29 protein-coding genes are annotated in these 18,147 nt (G+C 29.1%); 1 reads left to right on the top strand and 28 read right to left on the bottom strand.

Translation table 11 applies throughout. From position 1 onward, the window contains the following. Window positions 1-15: 15 nt before the first annotated feature. The 27 genes from rplR to rplM all read right to left on the bottom strand — a co-directional run bounded on the left by rplR (window position 16) and on the right by rplM (window position 15,542). Window positions 16-339 (bottom strand): 50S ribosomal protein L18, encoded by a 324-nt coding sequence (rplR, locus tag H0H68_RS01950; RefSeq protein WP_185853139.1) that lies wholly within the window; start codon window positions 337-339, stop codon window positions 16-18. 12 nt (window positions 340-351) lie between these two features. Beyond that, window positions 352-903, bottom strand: a complete 552-nt coding sequence (rplF, locus tag H0H68_RS01955) for a 50S ribosomal protein L6 (protein WP_185853140.1) — start codon at window positions 901-903, stop codon at window positions 352-354. 15 nt (window positions 904-918) lie between these two features. Next, window positions 919-1,308: a 30S ribosomal protein S8 gene (rpsH, locus tag H0H68_RS01960; protein WP_317168035.1), complete on the bottom strand. Its 390-nt coding sequence runs from the start codon at window positions 1,306-1,308 to the stop codon at window positions 919-921. A 9-nt stretch (window positions 1,309-1,317) separates the two neighbouring features. After that, window positions 1,318-1,587, bottom strand: coding sequence for a 30S ribosomal protein S14 (rpsN, locus tag H0H68_RS01965; protein WP_185853141.1), 270 nt, complete (start codon window positions 1,585-1,587; stop codon window positions 1,318-1,320). After that, entirely contained in the window at window positions 1,580-2,140 is a 561-nt protein-coding gene (gene rplE / locus H0H68_RS01970; protein WP_185853142.1) for a 50S ribosomal protein L5, read from the bottom strand. The genes rpsN and rplE overlap by 8 nt, the downstream gene beginning before the upstream one ends. Continuing rightward, window positions 2,124-2,375, bottom strand: coding sequence for a 50S ribosomal protein L24 (gene rplX / locus H0H68_RS01975; RefSeq protein WP_185853143.1), 252 nt, complete (start codon window positions 2,373-2,375; stop codon window positions 2,124-2,126). The genes rplE and rplX overlap by 17 nt, the downstream gene beginning before the upstream one ends. Window positions 2,376-2,377: 2 nt before the next feature. Further along, window positions 2,378-2,749, bottom strand: coding sequence for a 50S ribosomal protein L14 (rplN, locus tag H0H68_RS01980; RefSeq protein ID WP_185853144.1), 372 nt, complete (start codon window positions 2,747-2,749; stop codon window positions 2,378-2,380). A 9-nt stretch (window positions 2,750-2,758) separates the two neighbouring features. Then, the gene (gene rpsQ, locus H0H68_RS01985; RefSeq protein ID WP_185853145.1) at window positions 2,759-3,037 is read right to left on the bottom strand and encodes a 30S ribosomal protein S17; all 279 of its coding nucleotides are present in this window, start codon (window positions 3,035-3,037) and stop codon (window positions 2,759-2,761) included. Next, on the bottom strand, window positions 3,021-3,221 hold the full coding sequence (gene rpmC / locus H0H68_RS01990; protein ID WP_185853146.1) for a 50S ribosomal protein L29: 201 nt from the start codon (window positions 3,219-3,221) through the stop codon (window positions 3,021-3,023). The genes rpsQ and rpmC overlap by 17 nt, the downstream gene beginning before the upstream one ends. After that, the gene (rplP, locus tag H0H68_RS01995; protein ID WP_185853147.1) at window positions 3,218-3,637 is read right to left on the bottom strand and encodes a 50S ribosomal protein L16; all 420 of its coding nucleotides are present in this window, start codon (window positions 3,635-3,637) and stop codon (window positions 3,218-3,220) included. Before rplP ends, rpmC begins: the two co-directional genes overlap by 4 nt. Before the next feature lie 18 nt (window positions 3,638-3,655). Then, entirely contained in the window at window positions 3,656-4,348 is a 693-nt protein-coding gene (gene rpsC / locus H0H68_RS02000) for a 30S ribosomal protein S3 (RefSeq protein ID WP_185853148.1), read from the bottom strand. A 7-nt stretch (window positions 4,349-4,355) separates the two neighbouring features. After that, a complete protein-coding gene (gene rplV / locus H0H68_RS02005; protein WP_185853149.1) occupies window positions 4,356-4,724 on the bottom strand; it encodes a 50S ribosomal protein L22 in 369 nt (122 codons plus the stop codon). A 7-nt stretch (window positions 4,725-4,731) separates the two neighbouring features. Continuing rightward, the gene (gene rpsS, locus H0H68_RS02010; RefSeq protein WP_185853150.1) at window positions 4,732-5,016 is read right to left on the bottom strand and encodes a 30S ribosomal protein S19; all 285 of its coding nucleotides are present in this window, start codon (window positions 5,014-5,016) and stop codon (window positions 4,732-4,734) included. A gap of 11 nt (window positions 5,017-5,027) precedes the next feature. Then, window positions 5,028-5,852: a 50S ribosomal protein L2 gene (gene rplB / locus H0H68_RS02015; RefSeq protein ID WP_185853151.1), complete on the bottom strand. Its 825-nt coding sequence runs from the start codon at window positions 5,850-5,852 to the stop codon at window positions 5,028-5,030. Continuing rightward, window positions 5,852-6,142 (bottom strand): 50S ribosomal protein L23, encoded by a 291-nt coding sequence (gene rplW, locus H0H68_RS02020; protein ID WP_185853152.1) that lies wholly within the window; start codon window positions 6,140-6,142, stop codon window positions 5,852-5,854. Before rplW ends, rplB begins: the two co-directional genes overlap by 1 nt. Window positions 6,143-6,146: 4 nt before the next feature. Then, window positions 6,147-6,776, bottom strand: a complete 630-nt coding sequence (gene rplD, locus H0H68_RS02025; RefSeq protein ID WP_185853153.1) for a 50S ribosomal protein L4 — start codon at window positions 6,774-6,776, stop codon at window positions 6,147-6,149. Further along, on the bottom strand, window positions 6,767-7,399 hold the full coding sequence (rplC, locus tag H0H68_RS02030) for a 50S ribosomal protein L3 (RefSeq protein WP_185853154.1): 633 nt from the start codon (window positions 7,397-7,399) through the stop codon (window positions 6,767-6,769). Before rplC ends, rplD begins: the two co-directional genes overlap by 10 nt. Window positions 7,400-7,404: 5 nt before the next feature. After that, the gene (gene rpsJ / locus H0H68_RS02035) at window positions 7,405-7,710 is read right to left on the bottom strand and encodes a 30S ribosomal protein S10 (RefSeq protein WP_012840772.1); all 306 of its coding nucleotides are present in this window, start codon (window positions 7,708-7,710) and stop codon (window positions 7,405-7,407) included. A gap of 5 nt (window positions 7,711-7,715) precedes the next feature. Then, entirely contained in the window at window positions 7,716-9,821 is a 2,106-nt protein-coding gene (fusA, locus tag H0H68_RS02040; RefSeq protein ID WP_185853155.1) for an elongation factor G, read from the bottom strand. Between the two features lie 9 nt (window positions 9,822-9,830). Continuing rightward, window positions 9,831-10,307, bottom strand: a complete 477-nt coding sequence (rpsG, locus tag H0H68_RS02045; protein WP_185853156.1) for a 30S ribosomal protein S7 — start codon at window positions 10,305-10,307, stop codon at window positions 9,831-9,833. Between the two features lie 4 nt (window positions 10,308-10,311). Next, the gene (rpsL, locus tag H0H68_RS02050; protein WP_185853157.1) at window positions 10,312-10,689 is read right to left on the bottom strand and encodes a 30S ribosomal protein S12; all 378 of its coding nucleotides are present in this window, start codon (window positions 10,687-10,689) and stop codon (window positions 10,312-10,314) included. A 66-nt stretch (window positions 10,690-10,755) separates the two neighbouring features. Further along, window positions 10,756-11,583 carry a type I methionyl aminopeptidase gene (gene map, locus H0H68_RS02055; RefSeq protein WP_185853158.1) on the bottom strand — a complete coding sequence of 276 codons (828 nt, stop codon included), beginning with the start codon at window positions 11,581-11,583 and terminating at the stop codon, window positions 10,756-10,758. 7 nt (window positions 11,584-11,590) lie between these two features. After that, on the bottom strand, window positions 11,591-13,132 hold the full coding sequence (gpmI, locus tag H0H68_RS02060; protein ID WP_185853159.1) for a 2,3-bisphosphoglycerate-independent phosphoglycerate mutase: 1,542 nt from the start codon (window positions 13,130-13,132) through the stop codon (window positions 11,591-11,593). A 4-nt stretch (window positions 13,133-13,136) separates the two neighbouring features. Beyond that, window positions 13,137-13,952, bottom strand: a complete 816-nt coding sequence (tsf, locus tag H0H68_RS02065; RefSeq protein WP_185853160.1) for a translation elongation factor Ts — start codon at window positions 13,950-13,952, stop codon at window positions 13,137-13,139. Continuing rightward, entirely contained in the window at window positions 13,949-14,674 is a 726-nt protein-coding gene (gene rpsB / locus H0H68_RS02070; protein ID WP_185853161.1) for a 30S ribosomal protein S2, read from the bottom strand. The genes tsf and rpsB overlap by 4 nt, the downstream gene beginning before the upstream one ends. A 32-nt stretch (window positions 14,675-14,706) precedes the next feature. Beyond that, window positions 14,707-15,084, bottom strand: coding sequence for a 30S ribosomal protein S9 (gene rpsI, locus H0H68_RS02075; protein ID WP_185853638.1), 378 nt, complete (start codon window positions 15,082-15,084; stop codon window positions 14,707-14,709). Window positions 15,085-15,095: 11 nt separating this feature from the next. Continuing rightward, on the bottom strand, window positions 15,096-15,542 hold the full coding sequence (gene rplM / locus H0H68_RS02080; protein WP_185853639.1) for a 50S ribosomal protein L13: 447 nt from the start codon (window positions 15,540-15,542) through the stop codon (window positions 15,096-15,098). Between the two features lie 192 nt (window positions 15,543-15,734). On the opposite strand from rplM, the gene dnaK reads away from it, so the two are divergent. Next, window positions 15,735-17,636: a molecular chaperone DnaK gene (gene dnaK / locus H0H68_RS02085; protein ID WP_185853162.1), complete on the top strand. Its 1,902-nt coding sequence runs from the start codon at window positions 15,735-15,737 to the stop codon at window positions 17,634-17,636. Between the two features lie 21 nt (window positions 17,637-17,657). Here dnaK and H0H68_RS02090 read toward each other — a convergent pair. Beyond that, a partial coding sequence (locus tag H0H68_RS02090; protein WP_185853163.1) for a phosphatidylserine decarboxylase family protein occupies window positions 17,658-18,147 on the bottom strand: 490 nt, incomplete at its 5' end.

Raw genomic sequence — 18,147 nt, forward strand, 5'->3', positions numbered from 1 at the left:
ATCACAATTTTTTATCTAAAATTCCAACCCCACCTCTCTAATTCCTTCAGCTAAAGATTTCACTCTTCCATGATATAAATATCTTCCTTTATCAAAAACTAATTTTTTTATTTTCAATTTTTTAGCTCTATTTCCTAATAATTTACCTACTTCACTAGACAATTCTATTTTTGTTTTTTGAAAATGACGAAATATTTTTTCTTTTGATGATGATGAAACCAAAGTTTTCCCAATTTCATCATCTATGATCTGTGCATAAATTTCTTTGTTACTTCTAAAAACAGAAATTCTAGGTCTGCCTGATTCTCCAAAAACTCTTCTTGATTTTTTTTTTTTCATTTTTGTTAAAAATTAAGCTGATTTTCCTGCTTTTTTACGAACTTTTTCTTTTAAATATCTAATTCCTTTACCTTTATAAGGATCTGGTACTCTAAAAGATCTAATTTTAGCAGCTATCATTCCCAAAAGTTGTTTATCATGAGATTTTAAAATCAGAATAGAATTTTTTCCTTTTTCCGATTTTATATTTATATGAACTTCTTCAGGGATTTGCATCATAATATTATGAGAAAAACCTAAATTTAAATCCAAAATATTTTCGTTATAAGTAGCTCTGTATCCAATTCCTACTAATTCTAATTCTTTTATAAATCCTTTTGTCACACCTATAATCATATTGTTAATTAAAACACGATACAATCCATGCAAAGATTTAGAGTCTTTATCCTTATCCTTTTGATTCCTAATAATTATTAATTGATTTTTATGCAGATTCAATTGCAGTTTATTAGAAATTTCTTGACTCAAAGATCCTAAAATTCCTTTTACTAATATTTTATTATCAAGTATTTTTACATCTACATTTTCCGGAATAAAAATAGGTTTCTTTCCAATTCTAGACATTTTGAAAATTATTTATTAATACACATAACACAAAATTTCTCCCCCTATTCTTTTTATTCTTGCTTGTTTATCTGTTATTACTCCATTAGAAGTGGAAATTATAGCAATTCCTAATCCATTTAATACACGAGGTAAATTTTTATATTTACAATATTTTCTAAGCCCTGGTTTGCTTATTCTGATTATTTGTTGAATAACAGAAGTTTTTTCTTGATAGTATTTCAAAGCTATTTTAATAGTTTTTTTATTCTTTTCTATCTTGTAACCTAAAATATATCCATTTTCTAACAAAACACTAGCAATTTCTTTTTTTATTTTAGAAGAAGTCACTTCTAAAAGTTCATGTTTTGCTAAACTAGCATTTCTAATTCTAGTTAAGAAATCGGCAATTGGATCCATACAAATTATTTTAATCTACCAACTAGCTTTTTTAACACCAGGTATAAGTCCCTGAGAAACTAAATTTCTAAAAACAATACGAGAAACACCAAATTGGCGCATATATCCTCTGCATCTTCCAGATATAGAACATCTATTTCTTAAACGTACGGGAGATGCATCTCTAGGTAATTTTTGCAATAATTCATAATTTTTGGATTTTTTTAAAATTCTTCTTTTATTTGCATATTTCATTACCATCTTTTCTCTTTTTTTTTGTCTTGCTTTAACTGACTCCTTAGCCATTTTTTTTATTTTTAAAAGGGATCCCGAAAAAAGACAAAAGGCTTTTAGCTTCTACATCATTCTTAGCAGAAGTAACGAATGTAATATTCATTCCCATATTTTTTTTAATTTTATCAATATTTATTTCAGGAAAAATAACTTGTTCTGTGATTCCCATATTGTAATTTCCACGACCATCAAAACTACTTTCTTTTACTCCATTAAAATCTCTTACTCTGGGGAGAGAGACAACAATAAGTCTTTCTAAGAATTCAAACATTTTTATTCTACGCAAAGTTACTTTTACTCCTATAGGCATTCCTTTTCTGAGTTTAAACCCGGACTCATCATGTTTAGAATAACAAAAAACAGCTTTTTGTCCTGTTATGTCTGTTATTTCTTTTATAGAAAAATCTATCATTTTTTTATCTATAACAGATAATCCAACTCCTTGATGGATCAAAATTTTTTTTAATCTAGGAACTTCCATAATAGATTTATATCCGAATTTTTTTATTAACCCCGGTACTATTTCTTTCTTATATAATTTTTGCAATCTAGATTGATAAATCATTCTTTTCTTTTTCTTTCACCACTTTTTTTAAATTAGATATATGGATGAGAGCTTCTTTTTCTATGATTCCTCCTTTAGGATTTTTCATACTGGGTTTTGAATGTCTTTTTACTATATTCAAACCACGTACAATAACTTTATTTTTTTTAGGAACAACTTTTAAAACAATTCCTTCATTTCCTTTATGATTTCCTGATAAAACCAATACCTTATCTTCTTTTTTTATTCTTGTCATAATCACAAAACTTCTTGTGCTAAAGATATAATTTTCATGTATTCTTTTTCTCTAAGTTCTCTTGCTACAGGACCAAAAACCCTTGTTCCTATCATTTCACCAGAGGCATTAATTAAAACACAGGCATTATCATCAAAACTTATATAAGATCCATCTTTTCTTTTTGTTCTATTTTTCGTTCTAATAACCACAGCTTTAGATACTTGTCCTTTTTTAACTGTCCCTCCTCCGGGGACAGCTATTTTTATAGTAACAACTATAGAATCCCCTAGAGAAGCATATCTTTTTTTGGTTCCACCTAATACTCTAATAATCAACGCTTCTTTAGCTCCTGTATTATCCGATACTTTACAAATAGACTCTTGTTGCAACATAAAAAAATATTATTTGGATTTTTCTAATATGGATACTAATCTCCAACATTTTTTTCTGCTTATAGGACGCATTTCCATAATACTAACTTTGTCTCCATTTTTAGAAATATTTTTTTCATCATGAACCATGTATTTTTTTTTCTTTATTACACTTTTCCCATAATATCTGTGTTTTATTTTTTTTACTTCAGACACTACAATTGTTTTATCCATTTTATCACTTATGACAGTTCCTTGTTTTTGTTTTCTCCTATTCCGAATAATGGATTTTTTATCTTCTCCTGCCATTTATTTTTTTATTTAATTCCGTTTTCAATTTAGCAATTTTTCTTCTCATAATTCTGATTATCATAGGATTTTTATTTATTCTTACAGAATGGTAAAACTTTACATTTTGATAATTATTTTCAAGAACTTTAATTTCTTGAATCAAATCATCAATTGATAAAATTTTGATATCTGAATCTTTCATAATTTAACTTCATTAGAAAAAATAAATTTCATTTTAATAGGAAGCTTTTGGGCAGCTAGTCTTAAAGCTTCTTTAGCCTCATTCATTTCCACTCCATCGATTTCGAACAAAATTCTTCCGGGTTTAACAACAGAAACCCAAAATTCAACAGGACCTTTTCCTTTTCCCATACGTACTTCTTGTGGTTTTTTAGTAGCAGGTTTATCTGGAAATATATTAATCCATAGTTTACCCTCTCTTTTCATATACCTTGTAGCAGCTACTCGTGCTGCTTCTAATTGCCTTGAAGTAATCCAAGCGCTTTCTAAAGCTTTTATCCCATACAAACCTCTGGAAAGAAAAATTCCTTTTTTTGAATTTCCACGAATTCTTCCTTTTTGTTTTTTTTTATATTTTGTTTTTTTTGGTTGCAACATGGTTAAAATATGTCCTATTTATTTTTTTCTGTGAGAGAGTTTATTTCCTCTTTGTTTTTTTTGTATTCCTAATAAAGGAGATAATTCTCTTTTTCCATACACTTCTCCTTTCATAATCCATACTTTAATCCCTATACTTCCATAAACAGTATGAGCTACTGCCATATGATAATCGACATCAGCACGAAAAGTTCCGAGAGAAATTCTACCTTCTTTATAGGTTTCACATCTAGCCATTTCTGAGCCATTGAGTCTGCCTGAAATCTGAACCCTTATCCCTTGAGCATTCATTCTCATAGCAGAAAGGATAGATAATTTAATTGCTTTTTTATAAGATATTCGATTTTCTAATTGTCTTACTAAACTTTTAGCTACTAATGGTGCATCTAATTCAGGACGTTTAACTTCTGATATATTAATTTGAACTTCTTTTTTAGTAAGTTTTTTTAATTCTTTTCTAATCGTATCTACTTCATCTCCTCCTTTTCCTATAACAAGAGCTGGTCGCGATGTACGAATAGTAATAGTAATAAATTTTAAAGTTCTTTCAATGAAAATACGAGAAACTATACCTTTTGGTAATCTGGCTTCTATATATCTTCTTACTTTAAAATCTTCCTGTATTCTATCTTTATAATTATTGCACCAGCTAGATTGCCATCCTGTAATGATTCCAAGACGGTTAACAATTGGATTTGTTTTTTGTCCCATATAAAAATCACATTTCTTTTCTTTTTTCTAAAAAAACTACAACATTACTTGACCTTTTTCGGATCCTGTGCCCTCTCCCTTGAGGGACAGGACGTAACCTTTTTAAGGTTTTTCCTTGATTAACTCTAATTTCCTTTATATATAAATATTCTTTTTTAGAATAAGATTCATCATACTTTTTTTTCCAATTAGACAATAAAGAAAGAAGTAATTTCTTTAAAAAAATAGATATTCTTCTTTTATGACTATATGTTAATATATCTAAAGCACTTTGGATTTCTTTATTTCGAATTAAATTTACTACCATTCTCATCTTTCTTGGAGAGGTTCTCACTCTTTTCAAAGAAGCTGAAGCTACACCAGTTTCTTGTTTCATTGTGTTTTTAATTTTTCACTTTCAATTTATTTTTGGATCCAGAATGTCCTCTAAAAGTGCGAGTTGGAGCAAATTCTCCCAATTTATGTCCAATCATATTTTCAGTAACATATACACTGACAAATTGTTTTCCATTATGAACAGCAAATGTTTGTCCAACAAAATCCGGTAAAATAGTAGACGGTCTGGACCAAGTTTTAATAACAGTTTTTTTTTCTGATTTTAGGTTGATCAATACTTTTTTATGCAACTTTAGAGATACATATGGGCCTTTCTTTAAAGATCTTGCCATAATAAAAAAATTTATTTTTTTCTTCTTTGTAAAATATATTTATTAGAATATCTTTTTTTAGAACGAGTTCTAAAACCTTTAGATGGCTTTCCTGTTCTACTTCTAGGTATCCCTCCAGAAGCTTTTCCTTCTCCCCCTCCCATTGGATGATCGACAGGATTCATTGCCACTCCTCTAGTTCTAGGCCTTCTTCCAAAATGTCTTTTTTTTCCTGCTTTACCATACGTTTCTAATTGATGATCAAGATTAGAAACAACTCCAATTGTTGCCATGCAAGTCGTCATAATTGTTCTCATTTCTCCAGATGGAAGTTTAATTGTAGCATATTTTTTATCTTTTGCGAACAATTGAGCAAAAGAACCTGCAGTTCTAGCTATTTTTGCACCCTGACCAGGCCTAAGTTCTATACAAGACACATTAGTACCTAATGGTATTTCACTCAAAAAAGTAGAATTTCCTATATGAAAAGGTACATTTTTACCAGAAATAACTTTTTGACCTATTTTAAATCCATCCATAGCTACAATATATCTCTTTTCTCCATCTTTGTAATGAAGCAAGGCGATAAAAGAAGATCGATTTGGATCGTATTCTATAGATTTTATAACAGCATGAATTCCAAATTTTCTTCTTTTGAAATCAATTATTCTATACTTTCTTTTATGACCACCTCCAGAATAGCGTATAGTCATTCGTCCAGTATTATTTCGTCCTCCAGACTTACATTTTCCTTTAACTAAAGTTTTTTCAGGATTATGATTTGTTATTTGATCAAAACAATTTACTATTCTGAAACGTTGACCAGGTGTAATAGGTTTTAATTTTCTGATTGACATTAGACTTCTTTTTTATTGATAAAATCAATTTTCTGATTTTCTTCAAGTTGAATAACAGCTTTTTTCATTTTACTAGTTTTTCCATAAAGAAATCCTTTTTTAGTGTATTTTGATTTATCTTTTCTGGGATAAATCATAGTTCTAATATTTTTTACAGAAATTCCAAACTTTTTTTTAATTTCTTTCTTGATTTGAATTTTATTACAATTTACATCTACAGATAAAGCATAACAATTATTTTTATCTTTTTTGGTTAATTTTTCTGTAACAAAAGGTTTAATCAAAATCATAATTTTATATAGACAAAAATTCGTGAATTTTTTTTATTGAATTTTCAGAAAAAACAATATATGGAAAATTTAATAGAGAAAAACAATCCAGTTCATTCACATTTAATAGTTTAAATTTTTCTAAATTACGAGATGATAAATATAAATTTTTATTTTTTTCTCCAAGTACCATTAATAATTTTTTATTTTTTAACTGTAGGGATTTTAATAATTCTGAAATAAATTTTGTTTTTGGAATATTCAATTCAATATTTTCTACAATTTTGATTCTATTTTGTATTAGTTTTTGTTCAATAATGAATTTTTTTACCCTATTTTTTGTATTTTTATTTAATTTAATTGAATATTTTCTTGGTTTGGGGCCAAATACTCTTCCTCCTCCTCTAAAAATAGGGTTCTTAATGTCTCCTTTTCTAGAACCTCCTGTTCCCTTTTGTCTATGTAATTTTCTAGTACTTCCGGATACTTCCCCTCTTTCTTTGGATTTATGCGTTCCTTGACGTTGGGCAAACAAATATCTCTTTACTTCTAAATACATAGAATGATCATAAGATTTTTTAGAAAAAAATTTTTCATTAAATTCTACTTTTTTTTCAGTCAAATTTCCATTGATATCTAAAACTCTTAATTCCATTTTTTTTTATTAATCATCAAATATGAATTTTTATTTCCTGGAACTGATCCTTTCAAAATTATCAAATTTTGATGAGCATCTATTTTCAGTATTTTTAAGTTTTTAATGGTTACACTTTTTTTTCCCATTTTTCCGGCCATTTTCTTTCCTTTAAAAACACGCGAAGGATCAGACCCAGCACCTATTGATCCCGGAGCTCTTAAGCGATTATGTTGACCATGAGTCCTTTCTCCTACACCTGAAAAATTATGTCTTTTAACCACTCCTTGAAATCCTTTTCCTTTAGAAATCCCTTTGATATGAACTAACTCCCCTTCTCGAAAAAAATCTACAGTAACTTTACTTCCCAAAGTAAAATTAGAAATTGAATTACCTTTAAATTCTAATAGTTTTTTTTTCGGAGATAATCCAGCTTTCTTAAAATGACCTAACAAAGGTTTATTAGTTCTTTTAATTTTTTTTTCATCAACTCCAAATTGAACAGAAAAATAACCATCGTTTTCTATTGTTTTTATTTGGATTACATAACAAGGATCTACTTGTACAACAGTACAAGGAACATTTTTTCCATCTTCCATGAAAAGACTTGTCATCCCTATATTTTTTCCTATTAATCCAGACATTTTTTTTACACTTTTATTTCCGCTTCAACTCCACTGGGCAACTCTAGTTTCATCAATGCATCTACTGTTTTAGATGAGGCATTATGAATTTGTAAAAGTCTTTTATGAGTAGGGAGAAAGAATTGTTCTCTTGATTTTTTGTTTACATGTGGAGAACGTAATACTGTAAATATTTTTTTTTCAGTAGGTAAAGGGACAGGTCCATTCAACACAACTCCAGTAGGAAGCACCGAATTAACAATTCTTTCAGCTGATTTATCTAACAAATTATAATCATAAGATTTTAATTTAATTTTTATATCATGACCCATAGCACTTATTTTTTTGTTTTCTTATTACGGTTTTCTATAATAATACCATCTACTACATTAGCAGGAACCGTATCGTAATGAGAAAATTCCATAACAGAAGTTCCCCTTCCAGAAGAAAGTGTTCGTAGAACTGTTACATATCCAAACATTTCAGATAATGGAACTAAAGCTTGAATTACCTTTATATTATTTCGAGTGTTCATATTTTGAACTATTCCTCTTCTGCGATTCAAATCTCCTATTACTTCCCCCATGTTTTCTTCTGGAACAATTACTTCTAATTTCATAATTGGTTCTAACAAAACAGGCTTAGCTTTTTTAGCTGCTTCCTTAAAACCTAATTTACCTGCTATTTCGAAAGAAAGTTGATCTGAATCAACAGAATGATAAGATCCATCTAAAATAGTTACTTTGGCACTATCTATTTCATATCCAGATAAAGGTCCATTTTTCATCATTTCTTTACATCCCTTTTCTATAGAAGGAATGTATTCTTTTGGGATATTTCCTCCTTTGACTTTATTAATAAATACCAATCCAGATTTTCCTATATTTCCAGGTTCTAATCTAAACAATATATCCGCATATTTTCCTCTACCTCCTGTTTGTTTTTTATAAATTTCTCGATGTTTTACCAAATCTGTTAGAGCTTCTTTATACTCTACTTGAGGTTTTCCTTGGTTGACTTCAACTTTGAATTCTCTTTTCATCCGATCTACAATGACTTCCAAATGGAGTTCTCCCATTCCTGAAATAATTGTTTGACCTGTATAATGATCTGTTCTAACTTGAAAAGTAGGATCTTCTTCCATTAATTTAGATAAAGCAAAAGTCATTTTATCAATATCAGACTTGAATTTAGGTTCAATAGCTAAACCAATAACTGGATCAGGAAACAATATATTTTCTAATAAAATTGGATATTTTTCATCACATAAAGTATCACCTGTTTTAATATCTTTAAAACCGACTACAGCAGCTATATCTCCAGCTCCAATTTTTTCTATTGGATTTTGTTTATTTGCATGCATTTGATATATTCTAGAAATGCGTTCTTTATTACCAGATCTTGCATTAAAACTATAAGATCCGGATTCTATTTTTCCAGAATAAACCCTGAAAAAAGCTAGACGGCCTACAAAAGGATCACTTGCTATTTTGAATGCTAAAGCAGAAAAAGGCTCATTTTCATTGGGTTTTCTTATCTCTTGTTTTTGACTAATAGGGTGAGTCCCTACTATGTCTTTAACTTCTAGAGGAGAAGGCAAGTATCTGCATATAGAATCTAATATAGCCTGTACTCCTTTATTTTTAAAAGAAGAACCACATAGAATAGGAATTACTTTCATTTTTATTGTATTCTTTTGCAAAGAATGAATAATATCATCTTCTGATATAGTATAATTATCGTACAAAAACTTTTCCATTATGACATCATCATGTTCGGATAAAGTTTCAATAAGTTGATTGTGGTAATCATTAACTAGACTTTTCATTTCTTCTGGAATAGGATGCTTTTGATACGTCATACCATAATTTTTTTCATCCCATATTATAGCTTTACTCGCTATCAAATCTACTACTCCTATAAAGTTATCTCCACTTCCAATAGGAAGTTGCAACGGAACTGAATTAGCTCCTAAAATTTTTTTTATTTGAGAACAAACATGAAAAAAATCAGCTCCTTGTCTATCCATTTTATTGACAAAAGCTATCCTAGGTATTCCGTATTTATCCGCTTGTCTCCACACAGTTTCAGATTGAGGCTCAACACCATCAACCGCACTGAATAAAACGACCATCCCATCCAAAACTCTCATTGATCGTTCTACTTCTACAGTAAAATCTACATGGCCGGGAGTATCTATAATATTAATCTGATATTTTTTATTATTATATATCCATTCGCAACATGTAGCTGCTGAAGTTATAGTTATTCCACGTTCTTGCTCTTGTTGCATCCAATCCATAGTGGCAGCTCCATCGTGAACTTCTCCTATCTTATGATTAATTCCTGTATAAAACAAAATTCTTTCTGTGGTAGTCGTTTTTCCTGCATCAATATGTGCCGCAATTCCTATATTTCTTGTATACCTTAAGTCTTTTTCCATAATAAATAACTAAAATCTAAAATGCGAAAAGGCTTTATTGGCTTCTGCCATTTTGTGAATGTTTTCTTTCCTTTTAATAGCTTCTCCTTGTTCTTGGAAAGCATCCCATATTTCAGAAGCTAATTTATTTGCCATAGTTTTCTCGTTTCTAATAGATGCGCAAGATATCAACAATTTCATTGCTTTTGTTATTTTACTATTAGAAGAAATAGGAACCGGAACTTGTATATTTGATCCACCCATCCGTCGACTTCTTACTTCTACATGAGGCGTTACATTTTTTAATCCCTCTTTCCATATTTCTAATGCTGATTTTTCTTCTTTTTCTTTTATTAAATCTATTTTTTGCATAGCATTATAAAATATTTTATATGCCACGTTTTTTTTTCCATTTTTCATTAAATGATTAACAAAACGTGCAACAAGTGCATCATTGAATTTTGGGTCTGGCAAATATATTTTCGCTTTTTTTTTCACTTTTCTCATTAATTCAACCTTTTTTAGTTATTTTAGCTCCATATTTACTTCTGCTTTTTTTTCTCCCACTCACTCCAGCTGTATCACGAGCGCCTCGCACGATTTTATACTTTACTCCTGGCAAATCTTTCACTCTACCTCCTTTAACTAATACGATTGAATGTTCTTGAAGATTATGTCCTTCTCCTGTTATATAACTAATAACTTCTCTTCCATTTGTAAAACGAACACGAGCTACTTTTCGCATAGCTGAATTTGGCTTCTTTGGTGTTGTAGTATAAACTCTAGTACAAACTCCTCTTTTTTGAGGACAAAATTCCAATGCAATAGATTTCCTTTTTTTGGGAACAGAAGTACGACCTTTTCTAATTAATTGTTGTATAGTAGGCATATTCTATATTTAGAACGCAAATTATGCTATTTAATGAAAAAATACAACTAAATCAATAAATTAACATTAAAAATTATCTATATCAATTTTTTTGTTTTGAAAAGGATCCTCTTCGAATGATTGAATATTAAGTTCTTTGTAAATATAACGAAAAGTAGAAAGTAAACAAGGATATCCATCAATAATAGCTATATTATGTTCATAATGAGCAGATATTTTTTCATCTAAAGTGGTGATTGTCCATCCATCTTTATGAAATAATATTTCGGACGTACCCAAATTAATCATAGGTTCTACAGAAAGAACCAATCCATTTTTTAATTGAAACCCTTTTCCTTTTTTTCCAAAATTAGGAATTTGAGGATCTTCATGCATTTCTTTACCAAGTCCATGACCTACAAGATCTTTGACCACACTGTACCCATTTTTTTCAATGTAAGATTGTATAGAATAACCTATATCTCCAGTATGATTTCCGGTTCTACATTTGGAAATTCCAATATAAAGAGATTTTTTAGAACAATTAAGAAATTTTTTTATGTCGTTAGAAACAGTTCCAACTTCAAAAGTGTAAGCATGTTCTCCATAAAAGCCATTCATATAAACCCCACAATCTATAGACAAAATGTCTCCTTCACACAAAGGAGATTGATTAGGAATACCATGCACTACTTGATGATTTGGAGAAACACATAAAGTATTTGGAAAGTCATATAAACCTAAAAAAGCTGGCTCTCCACCGTGATCACGAATAAAATTTTCTGCAAGTTTATCTAGAAAAAGAGTATTCACACCAGGTTTAACTTCTTTAGCTAACATTCCTAATGTTTTAGAAACTAAAAAAGCACTTTTTTTGATTAAGATTATTTCTTCAATAGTTTTTAACTGTATCAAAACACAATTATTTTTTTCGACATTTTATAATAGAAGTTCCACTCATTACATGAGGAATAGGTAATTCCATTAATTGAAGTATGGTAGGAGCCACATCTGATAAAGATACTCCCTCTCTTAGCAAAAGATTTTGTTTTTTTATTTCTTGATCTAAAAGAATAAAAGGGACTAAAGATGTAGTATGAGCAGTATTAGGACTTCCATCAGGATTAATCATATAATCTGCATTTCCATGATCTCCTACTATAATAACTGTGTATGAATTTTTTATTGCTTCTTCAGAACAAAATTTTGTATATTGATCAACGTATTCACAAGCTTTTATTGTCTCTTTCATTTTTCCAGTATGACCTACCATATCTGGATTCGCAAAATTTAAGCAAATAAAATCTGAACTCTTTCTTTTTAATTCAGGAATAATTTTTTTCACAATATTTTCTGCACTCATTTCAGGTTTTAAATCATAAGTAAACACTTTAGGAGATTCACATAAAATTCTAGTTTCTTTATCAAAAGGGATTTCTCTTCCTCCCGAGAAAAAAAAAGTAACATGTGGATATTTTTCTGTTTCAGCTATACGAATCTGTTTTTTCCCTTCTTTTTCCAAAATTTCACCTAATGTTTCTGGCAAACACTCTTTTTCAAAAAGAACATGAATATCTTTATATTTAGGATTAAAACAGGTCATAGTTATGTAACTAAATAAATTTAACTTTCTTATACCTGAAAAAGAATTATATCCAGTCAATAGTTCTGTGATTTGTCTAGAACGATCTGATCGAAAATTAAAACAAAAAACAACATCTCCATCTTCTATTTTTGAAATAGGAATTCCTTGACTGTCAGTAATTATTAAAGGAGGTAAAAATTCATCTGTCACTCCATTTTTATATGATTCTTCTATAGATGAAAAAACATTTTTAGTATAAAAACCTTTTGAATAAACCATTGCGTAATATGCTTTTTTAGTTCTTTCCCATCTATGATCACGATCCATTGAATAATATCTTCCTATAATAGAAGATAGTTTTCCAACGTATTTTCTAGTTTTTTTTAAAAGTTCTTTGATATAAAAAATGCTTTTATTTGGGGATGAATCTCTTCCATCTGTGAACACATGTATAAAAACATCTTTTATTTTTTTTTCACAAGCTATTTTAAGTAAAGCAAAAAGATGATTCATGTGTGAATGGACACCTCCATCAGATAATAATCCAATAAAGTGTATTCTTTTTTTGGATAGACGGATCTTATCTAAAATAGGGCTGACTTTTTTCCTGAAAAAACCACTTTCAATAGACGCATTTATTTTTTCTAAACTTTGAATAACTTTTCGTCCAGATCCTAAACTTATATGACCTACTTCAGAATTTCCCATTTGACCTTTGGGTAATCCGACATAAGATCCTGAAGCTTCTAATTTGCTAGAAGGATAATTTTTATAACAAAAATCAATGAACGGAGTGTTAGCTTGTTCTATAGCAGAAGAAGATGAATTTGTAGAAGAAAAACCCCAACCATCCAAAATTATTAACATTAGTTTTTTCATTCAATTAAATACTTACTCTTTTGAAGAAATTTATTTTTAAATTCTTATTATATTTATTTAAATATTCTTGAATATTTATTTTGTTATCCTTTATGAATTTCTGATTCAGAAGAGTATTATTTAAAACAAATTTTTTAATTTTTCCTTGAATAATCTTTTGCATCATATCGTCTGATCTTATTTCTGTTTTTACTTGATTTTTGATGATATCTACTTCTTTTTTCATGAGTTTATTTGGGATTTCATCCTCATTTATAGCTATAGGATTCATAGCTGTAATATGCATTGCTATATTTCTAGCTACAGATATATTTATTTCAGAAGAAAATCCAACTAATGTTGCAATTTTATGATTGTTATGAGTATAATCTATGACAAATGGAGAATCTATTCTTTCAAAAATTTTTAATTCCAATTTTTCTCCTACTACTCCCATGTGACTGACAATCATTTCTTTCACACTGTTCATTTCATGATAATAACTGGATAAAAAATCTTCTTTAGTATGACATGATAAAGATTTTTTAGATAGCATAGATAAAAAACTTAAAAATTCGTAACTCTTAGATAGAAAATCAGTTTCACAACTAAGGCCTATAATTGTTCCAGAAGAATGATCAGAACTTATAGAAGAAATAACAGCTCCATCTTTCATCTGAAAAGATGATCTATTGATTGCTATTTTTTCTCCCTTTTTTCTTAAAATAAGAATGGCTTCGTCTATATTTCCGTTGGAATCAATCAAAGCTTTTTTGCAATCCATTATTCCAACACCTGTCATCTTTCTAAGTTTATTAATTTGATATACAGGAATTTTCATGATTTTTTATTTGTATGATTTTTTTCTTCACGTTCATTTTTGTTGATTAAAATTCCATTTTGAATAGCTTCTACCACAAATTTCAAAATAATATCTATTGATTTGGATGAATCATCATTAGAAGGGATAGGATATTGAATCCCATTCGGATCAGTGTTAGTATCTACCATAGCAAATATAGGAATTCTCAACTTTTTAGCTTCTGTCAATGCTATTTTCTCTTTGTTTGGATCTACCAAAAAAATACCACCTGGTATATGATTCATGTTTGAAATACTTCCTAAATTTTTATGTAATTTATCATATAATCGATTAACTAATAATCTTTCTTTTTTGGACAAAGTATTAAAAGTTCCATTTTTTTTCATTTTTTCTATACTATTCATTTTTTTAACAGATTTACGAATAGTTGTAAAATTTGTCAACAATCCACCTAACCATCTTTCTGTTACACAAGGCATATTTATACTCTTTGCATAAGAATAAACTTTTTCCTTAGCTTGAGCTTTAGTTCCAACTAACAATATTTTTTTTCCAGTTATTGCTATTTTTTTTAATCCATTGCAAGCTTCTTCAAGTTTATAAATTGTTTTTGATAAATCAATAATATGGATCCCTCCTTTTTTCATAAAAATAAAAGGACGCATATTTGGATTCCATTTTCGTGCAATATGTCCAAAATGAACTCCAGCTTTCAACAAATCTTTAGTATTAATTTTCATTTTTATTTTTCAGTTTTTCTATTCCTAACGTTCTAACGTTTTGAAAATTGGTACTTTTTTCTAGCTTTTTTTCGACCAAACTTTTTTCTTTCAACTTCTCTAGAGTCGCGAGTTAATAATCCCTCAAACTTTAATTTGCTTCTATGTTTTAGATCAAATTGACAAAGCGCACGAGATATTGCAAGACGAATCGCTTCTGCCTGTCCATTAAATCCTCCTCCAAACACTTTGATATTCATATCAAATTGATCTAATTTATCTATAATTTTAATAGGATATAAAATTTTTTGATGAACATATTTTGGAAAATACTGATCCAATTTTTTGGAATTGATAGTTATTAATCCATTCCCTAGTTTTAAATAAACACGGGCAAGAGATCTTTTCCTCCTTCCTATAGTATGATGTATCATGATACTTTTTAATTCAACTTAAATAAAATAGGTTTTTGAGCTTCATGTTTGTGATTGGATTTTTGATAAACATGAAGATTTTTCAAAATTGAACGTCCTAAACGATTTTTAGGAAGCATTCCTTTTACTGCTTTGTATATCAATATTCTGGAATCTTTATTAAACAAATTTTTAACAGCAGTTTCCTTTTTCCCTCCAGGATATCCAGTATAACGGATATATTTTTTATAATTCCATTTTTTTCCAGTGAGTCTAATATTATTAGAATTAATCACAATGACATGATCTCCACAATCTACATGGGGAGAAAAAAAAGGTTTATGTTTTCCTATTATAATAGAAGCTATTCTAGAAGAAAATCTACCAAGAATTTGATTAGTAGCATCCATTATTATCCATGACTTCACGATTGAATCTTTTTTGGATGAAGTTGTCTTTAAACTTAACGGATCCATATTTTTTTTATTTTTTGTAATATAAGAAATTTTAAAAATATTCATAAGATGACTTTTTGTCATAAAAAACTTTTTTTTCAAAAGCTTTTTATTGTCATACATTTTGCTACCTTTATTTATAAAGGGTTTTATTTTCATTATGGCATAATGATTGAAGAGCTATTGGGAGACTAACTAATATGAAAAAACGTAATGAGTAAAATTATAGGAATAGATTTAGGAACAACAAATTCTTGTGTGGCCGTCATGGAAATTAATGATCCCGTTGTTATACCTAATTCAGAAGGGAAAAGAACTACTCCATCTATAGTTGCTTTTGTAGAAGGAGGAGAAAGAAAAATAGGAGATCCGGCAAAAAGACAAGCGGTCACCAACCCACAAAAAACTATTTTTTCAATTAAACGATTTATGGGAAGAATGTATTCGGAAGTAACAGAAGAATTAAAACATATTCCCTACAAAGTCATAAAAGGAGGAAATAATACACCTCGTGTAGATATAGAAAAAAGATTGTATGCTCCTCAGGAAATATCAGCAATGATTTTGCAAAAAATGAAAAAAACAGCTGAAGATTATTTAGGAGAAGAAGTTAACAGAGCCGTCATCACAGTCCCCGCCTACTTCAACGATGCGCAAAGACAAGCTACTAAAGAAGCAGGAGAAATAGCAGGATTAAAAGTAGAACGAATTATTAATGAACCAACTGCGGCCGCATTGGCTTATGGTTTAGAAAAAAGCAATCAAAATAAAAAAATAGTCGTATATGATTTAGGAGGAGGTACTTTTGATGTTTCTATTTTAGAGTTAGGAGATGGAGTTTTTGAAGTTCTTTCTACAAATGGAGACACTCATTTAGGCGGAGATGATTTTGATCAAGTAATAATTGATCATCTTGCAAATGAATTTAAATCTAAAGAAGGATTAGATCTTAGAAAAGATCCTATGGCTTTACAACGTTTAAAAGAAGCTTCTGAAAAAGCAAAAATAGAATTATCTTCTTCTAATCAAACAGAAGTTAATCTTCCATATATTACAGCTACTGAGTCTGGTCCTAAGCATTTGGTTATTACCTTAACTCGTGCAAAATTTGAGCAACTATCAGAAAAATTAATACAACGTTCTATAAATCCTTGTTCTAAAGCCTTAAAAGATGCAAATCTAACTACTAAAGATATAGACGAAGTTCTTTTAGTAGGAGGATCTACACGTATACCTCAAGTGCAGGAAGAAGTCGAAAGATTTTTCAAAAAAAAACCATCTAAAGGAGTAAATCCAGATGAAGTGGTTGCTATTGGAGCTGCTATACAAGGTGGAGTTTTAACTGGAGATGTGCAAAATGTATTATTATTAGATGTAACTCCTTTATCTTTAGGAATTGAAACCTTAGGAGGTGTTTTTACGAAACTTATTGAGTCTAATACAACTATTCCTACTAAAAAATCTGAAATTTTCTCTACAGCAGCTGATAATCAATCAGCAGTCACTATACGTGTTGGACAAGGAGAAAGACCAATGTTCAATGATAATAAAGAGATAGGTCGATTTGATTTAGTAGATATTCCACCAGCTCCTAGAGGAATCCCTCAAATAGAAGTAACTTTTGATATAGATGCTAATGGGATACTTAATGTATCTGCAAAAGATAAAGGAACGGGAAAAGAACAATCTATACGTATTGAAACTTCTTCAGGTTTGAACCAAGAAGAAATAGAAAAAATGAAAAGAGAAGCGAAAGAAAATGCTCAAAAAGATGAGAATATAAAAAAAGAAATAGAAAAATTAAATTCTGCTGACAATCAAATTTTTCAATCTGAAAAGCAGTTGAAAGACTATGGAAATAAATTATCAGAAAATAATAGAAAAAATATAGAAATTTCGTTAGAAGAATTAAAAAAAGCTCATTCTAAAAAAGATTTTTCTTCTATTGATAATAGTATGAAAAAACTGAATGAAGCTTGGACTAATGCTTCTCAAGAACTTTATGCGGCGGAAAAAAAGAATGATCAATCAAACAAGAAAGAAAATGATGAAAAAAGGAGTGACAGTAAAGGAAATGGAAATGTACAAGATGTAGATTATGAAGAAGTAAAATAAAAAATTGATAAAGGGAGTTAATTATAATGGGATAATGGAAATTTTAGTTTCCCCTCCATAAACTTTTTCTCCCTCTTTCACTAAAATTACAGAATTCAAAGGTAAAAAAACATCAATTCTAGATCCGAATTTGATAAATCCAAACTCTTCTCCCTTTTTCGCTATAGAATTTTTTCTTGCATAAAGAATAATACGTCTAGCCAAAAATCCAGCAATTTGCCTAAATAATACTTTTTTACCCTTATTTGTTTTTATAACAATAGTTGTACGTTCATTATTCAATGATGATTTTTTAAACCATGCTATTAAGTATTTACCTGGATGATATTTGGTATAAATCACTTTTCCAGATACAGGGAATCTATTTACATGCACATTAAAAGGAGACATAAAAATAGAAATACATATACAATTCTCCTTTAAAAACTCAGTCTCAAAAATATTTTTTATTTCCACAATTTTCCCATCAGCGGGAGAAATTACTATTTCTTTTTTTTTATCACAATTTATT

Source organism: Blattabacterium cuenoti (assembly GCF_014251555.1).
In the GTDB taxonomy this organism is placed as follows: domain Bacteria; phylum Bacteroidota; class Bacteroidia; order Flavobacteriales; family Blattabacteriaceae; genus Blattabacterium; species Blattabacterium cuenoti_P.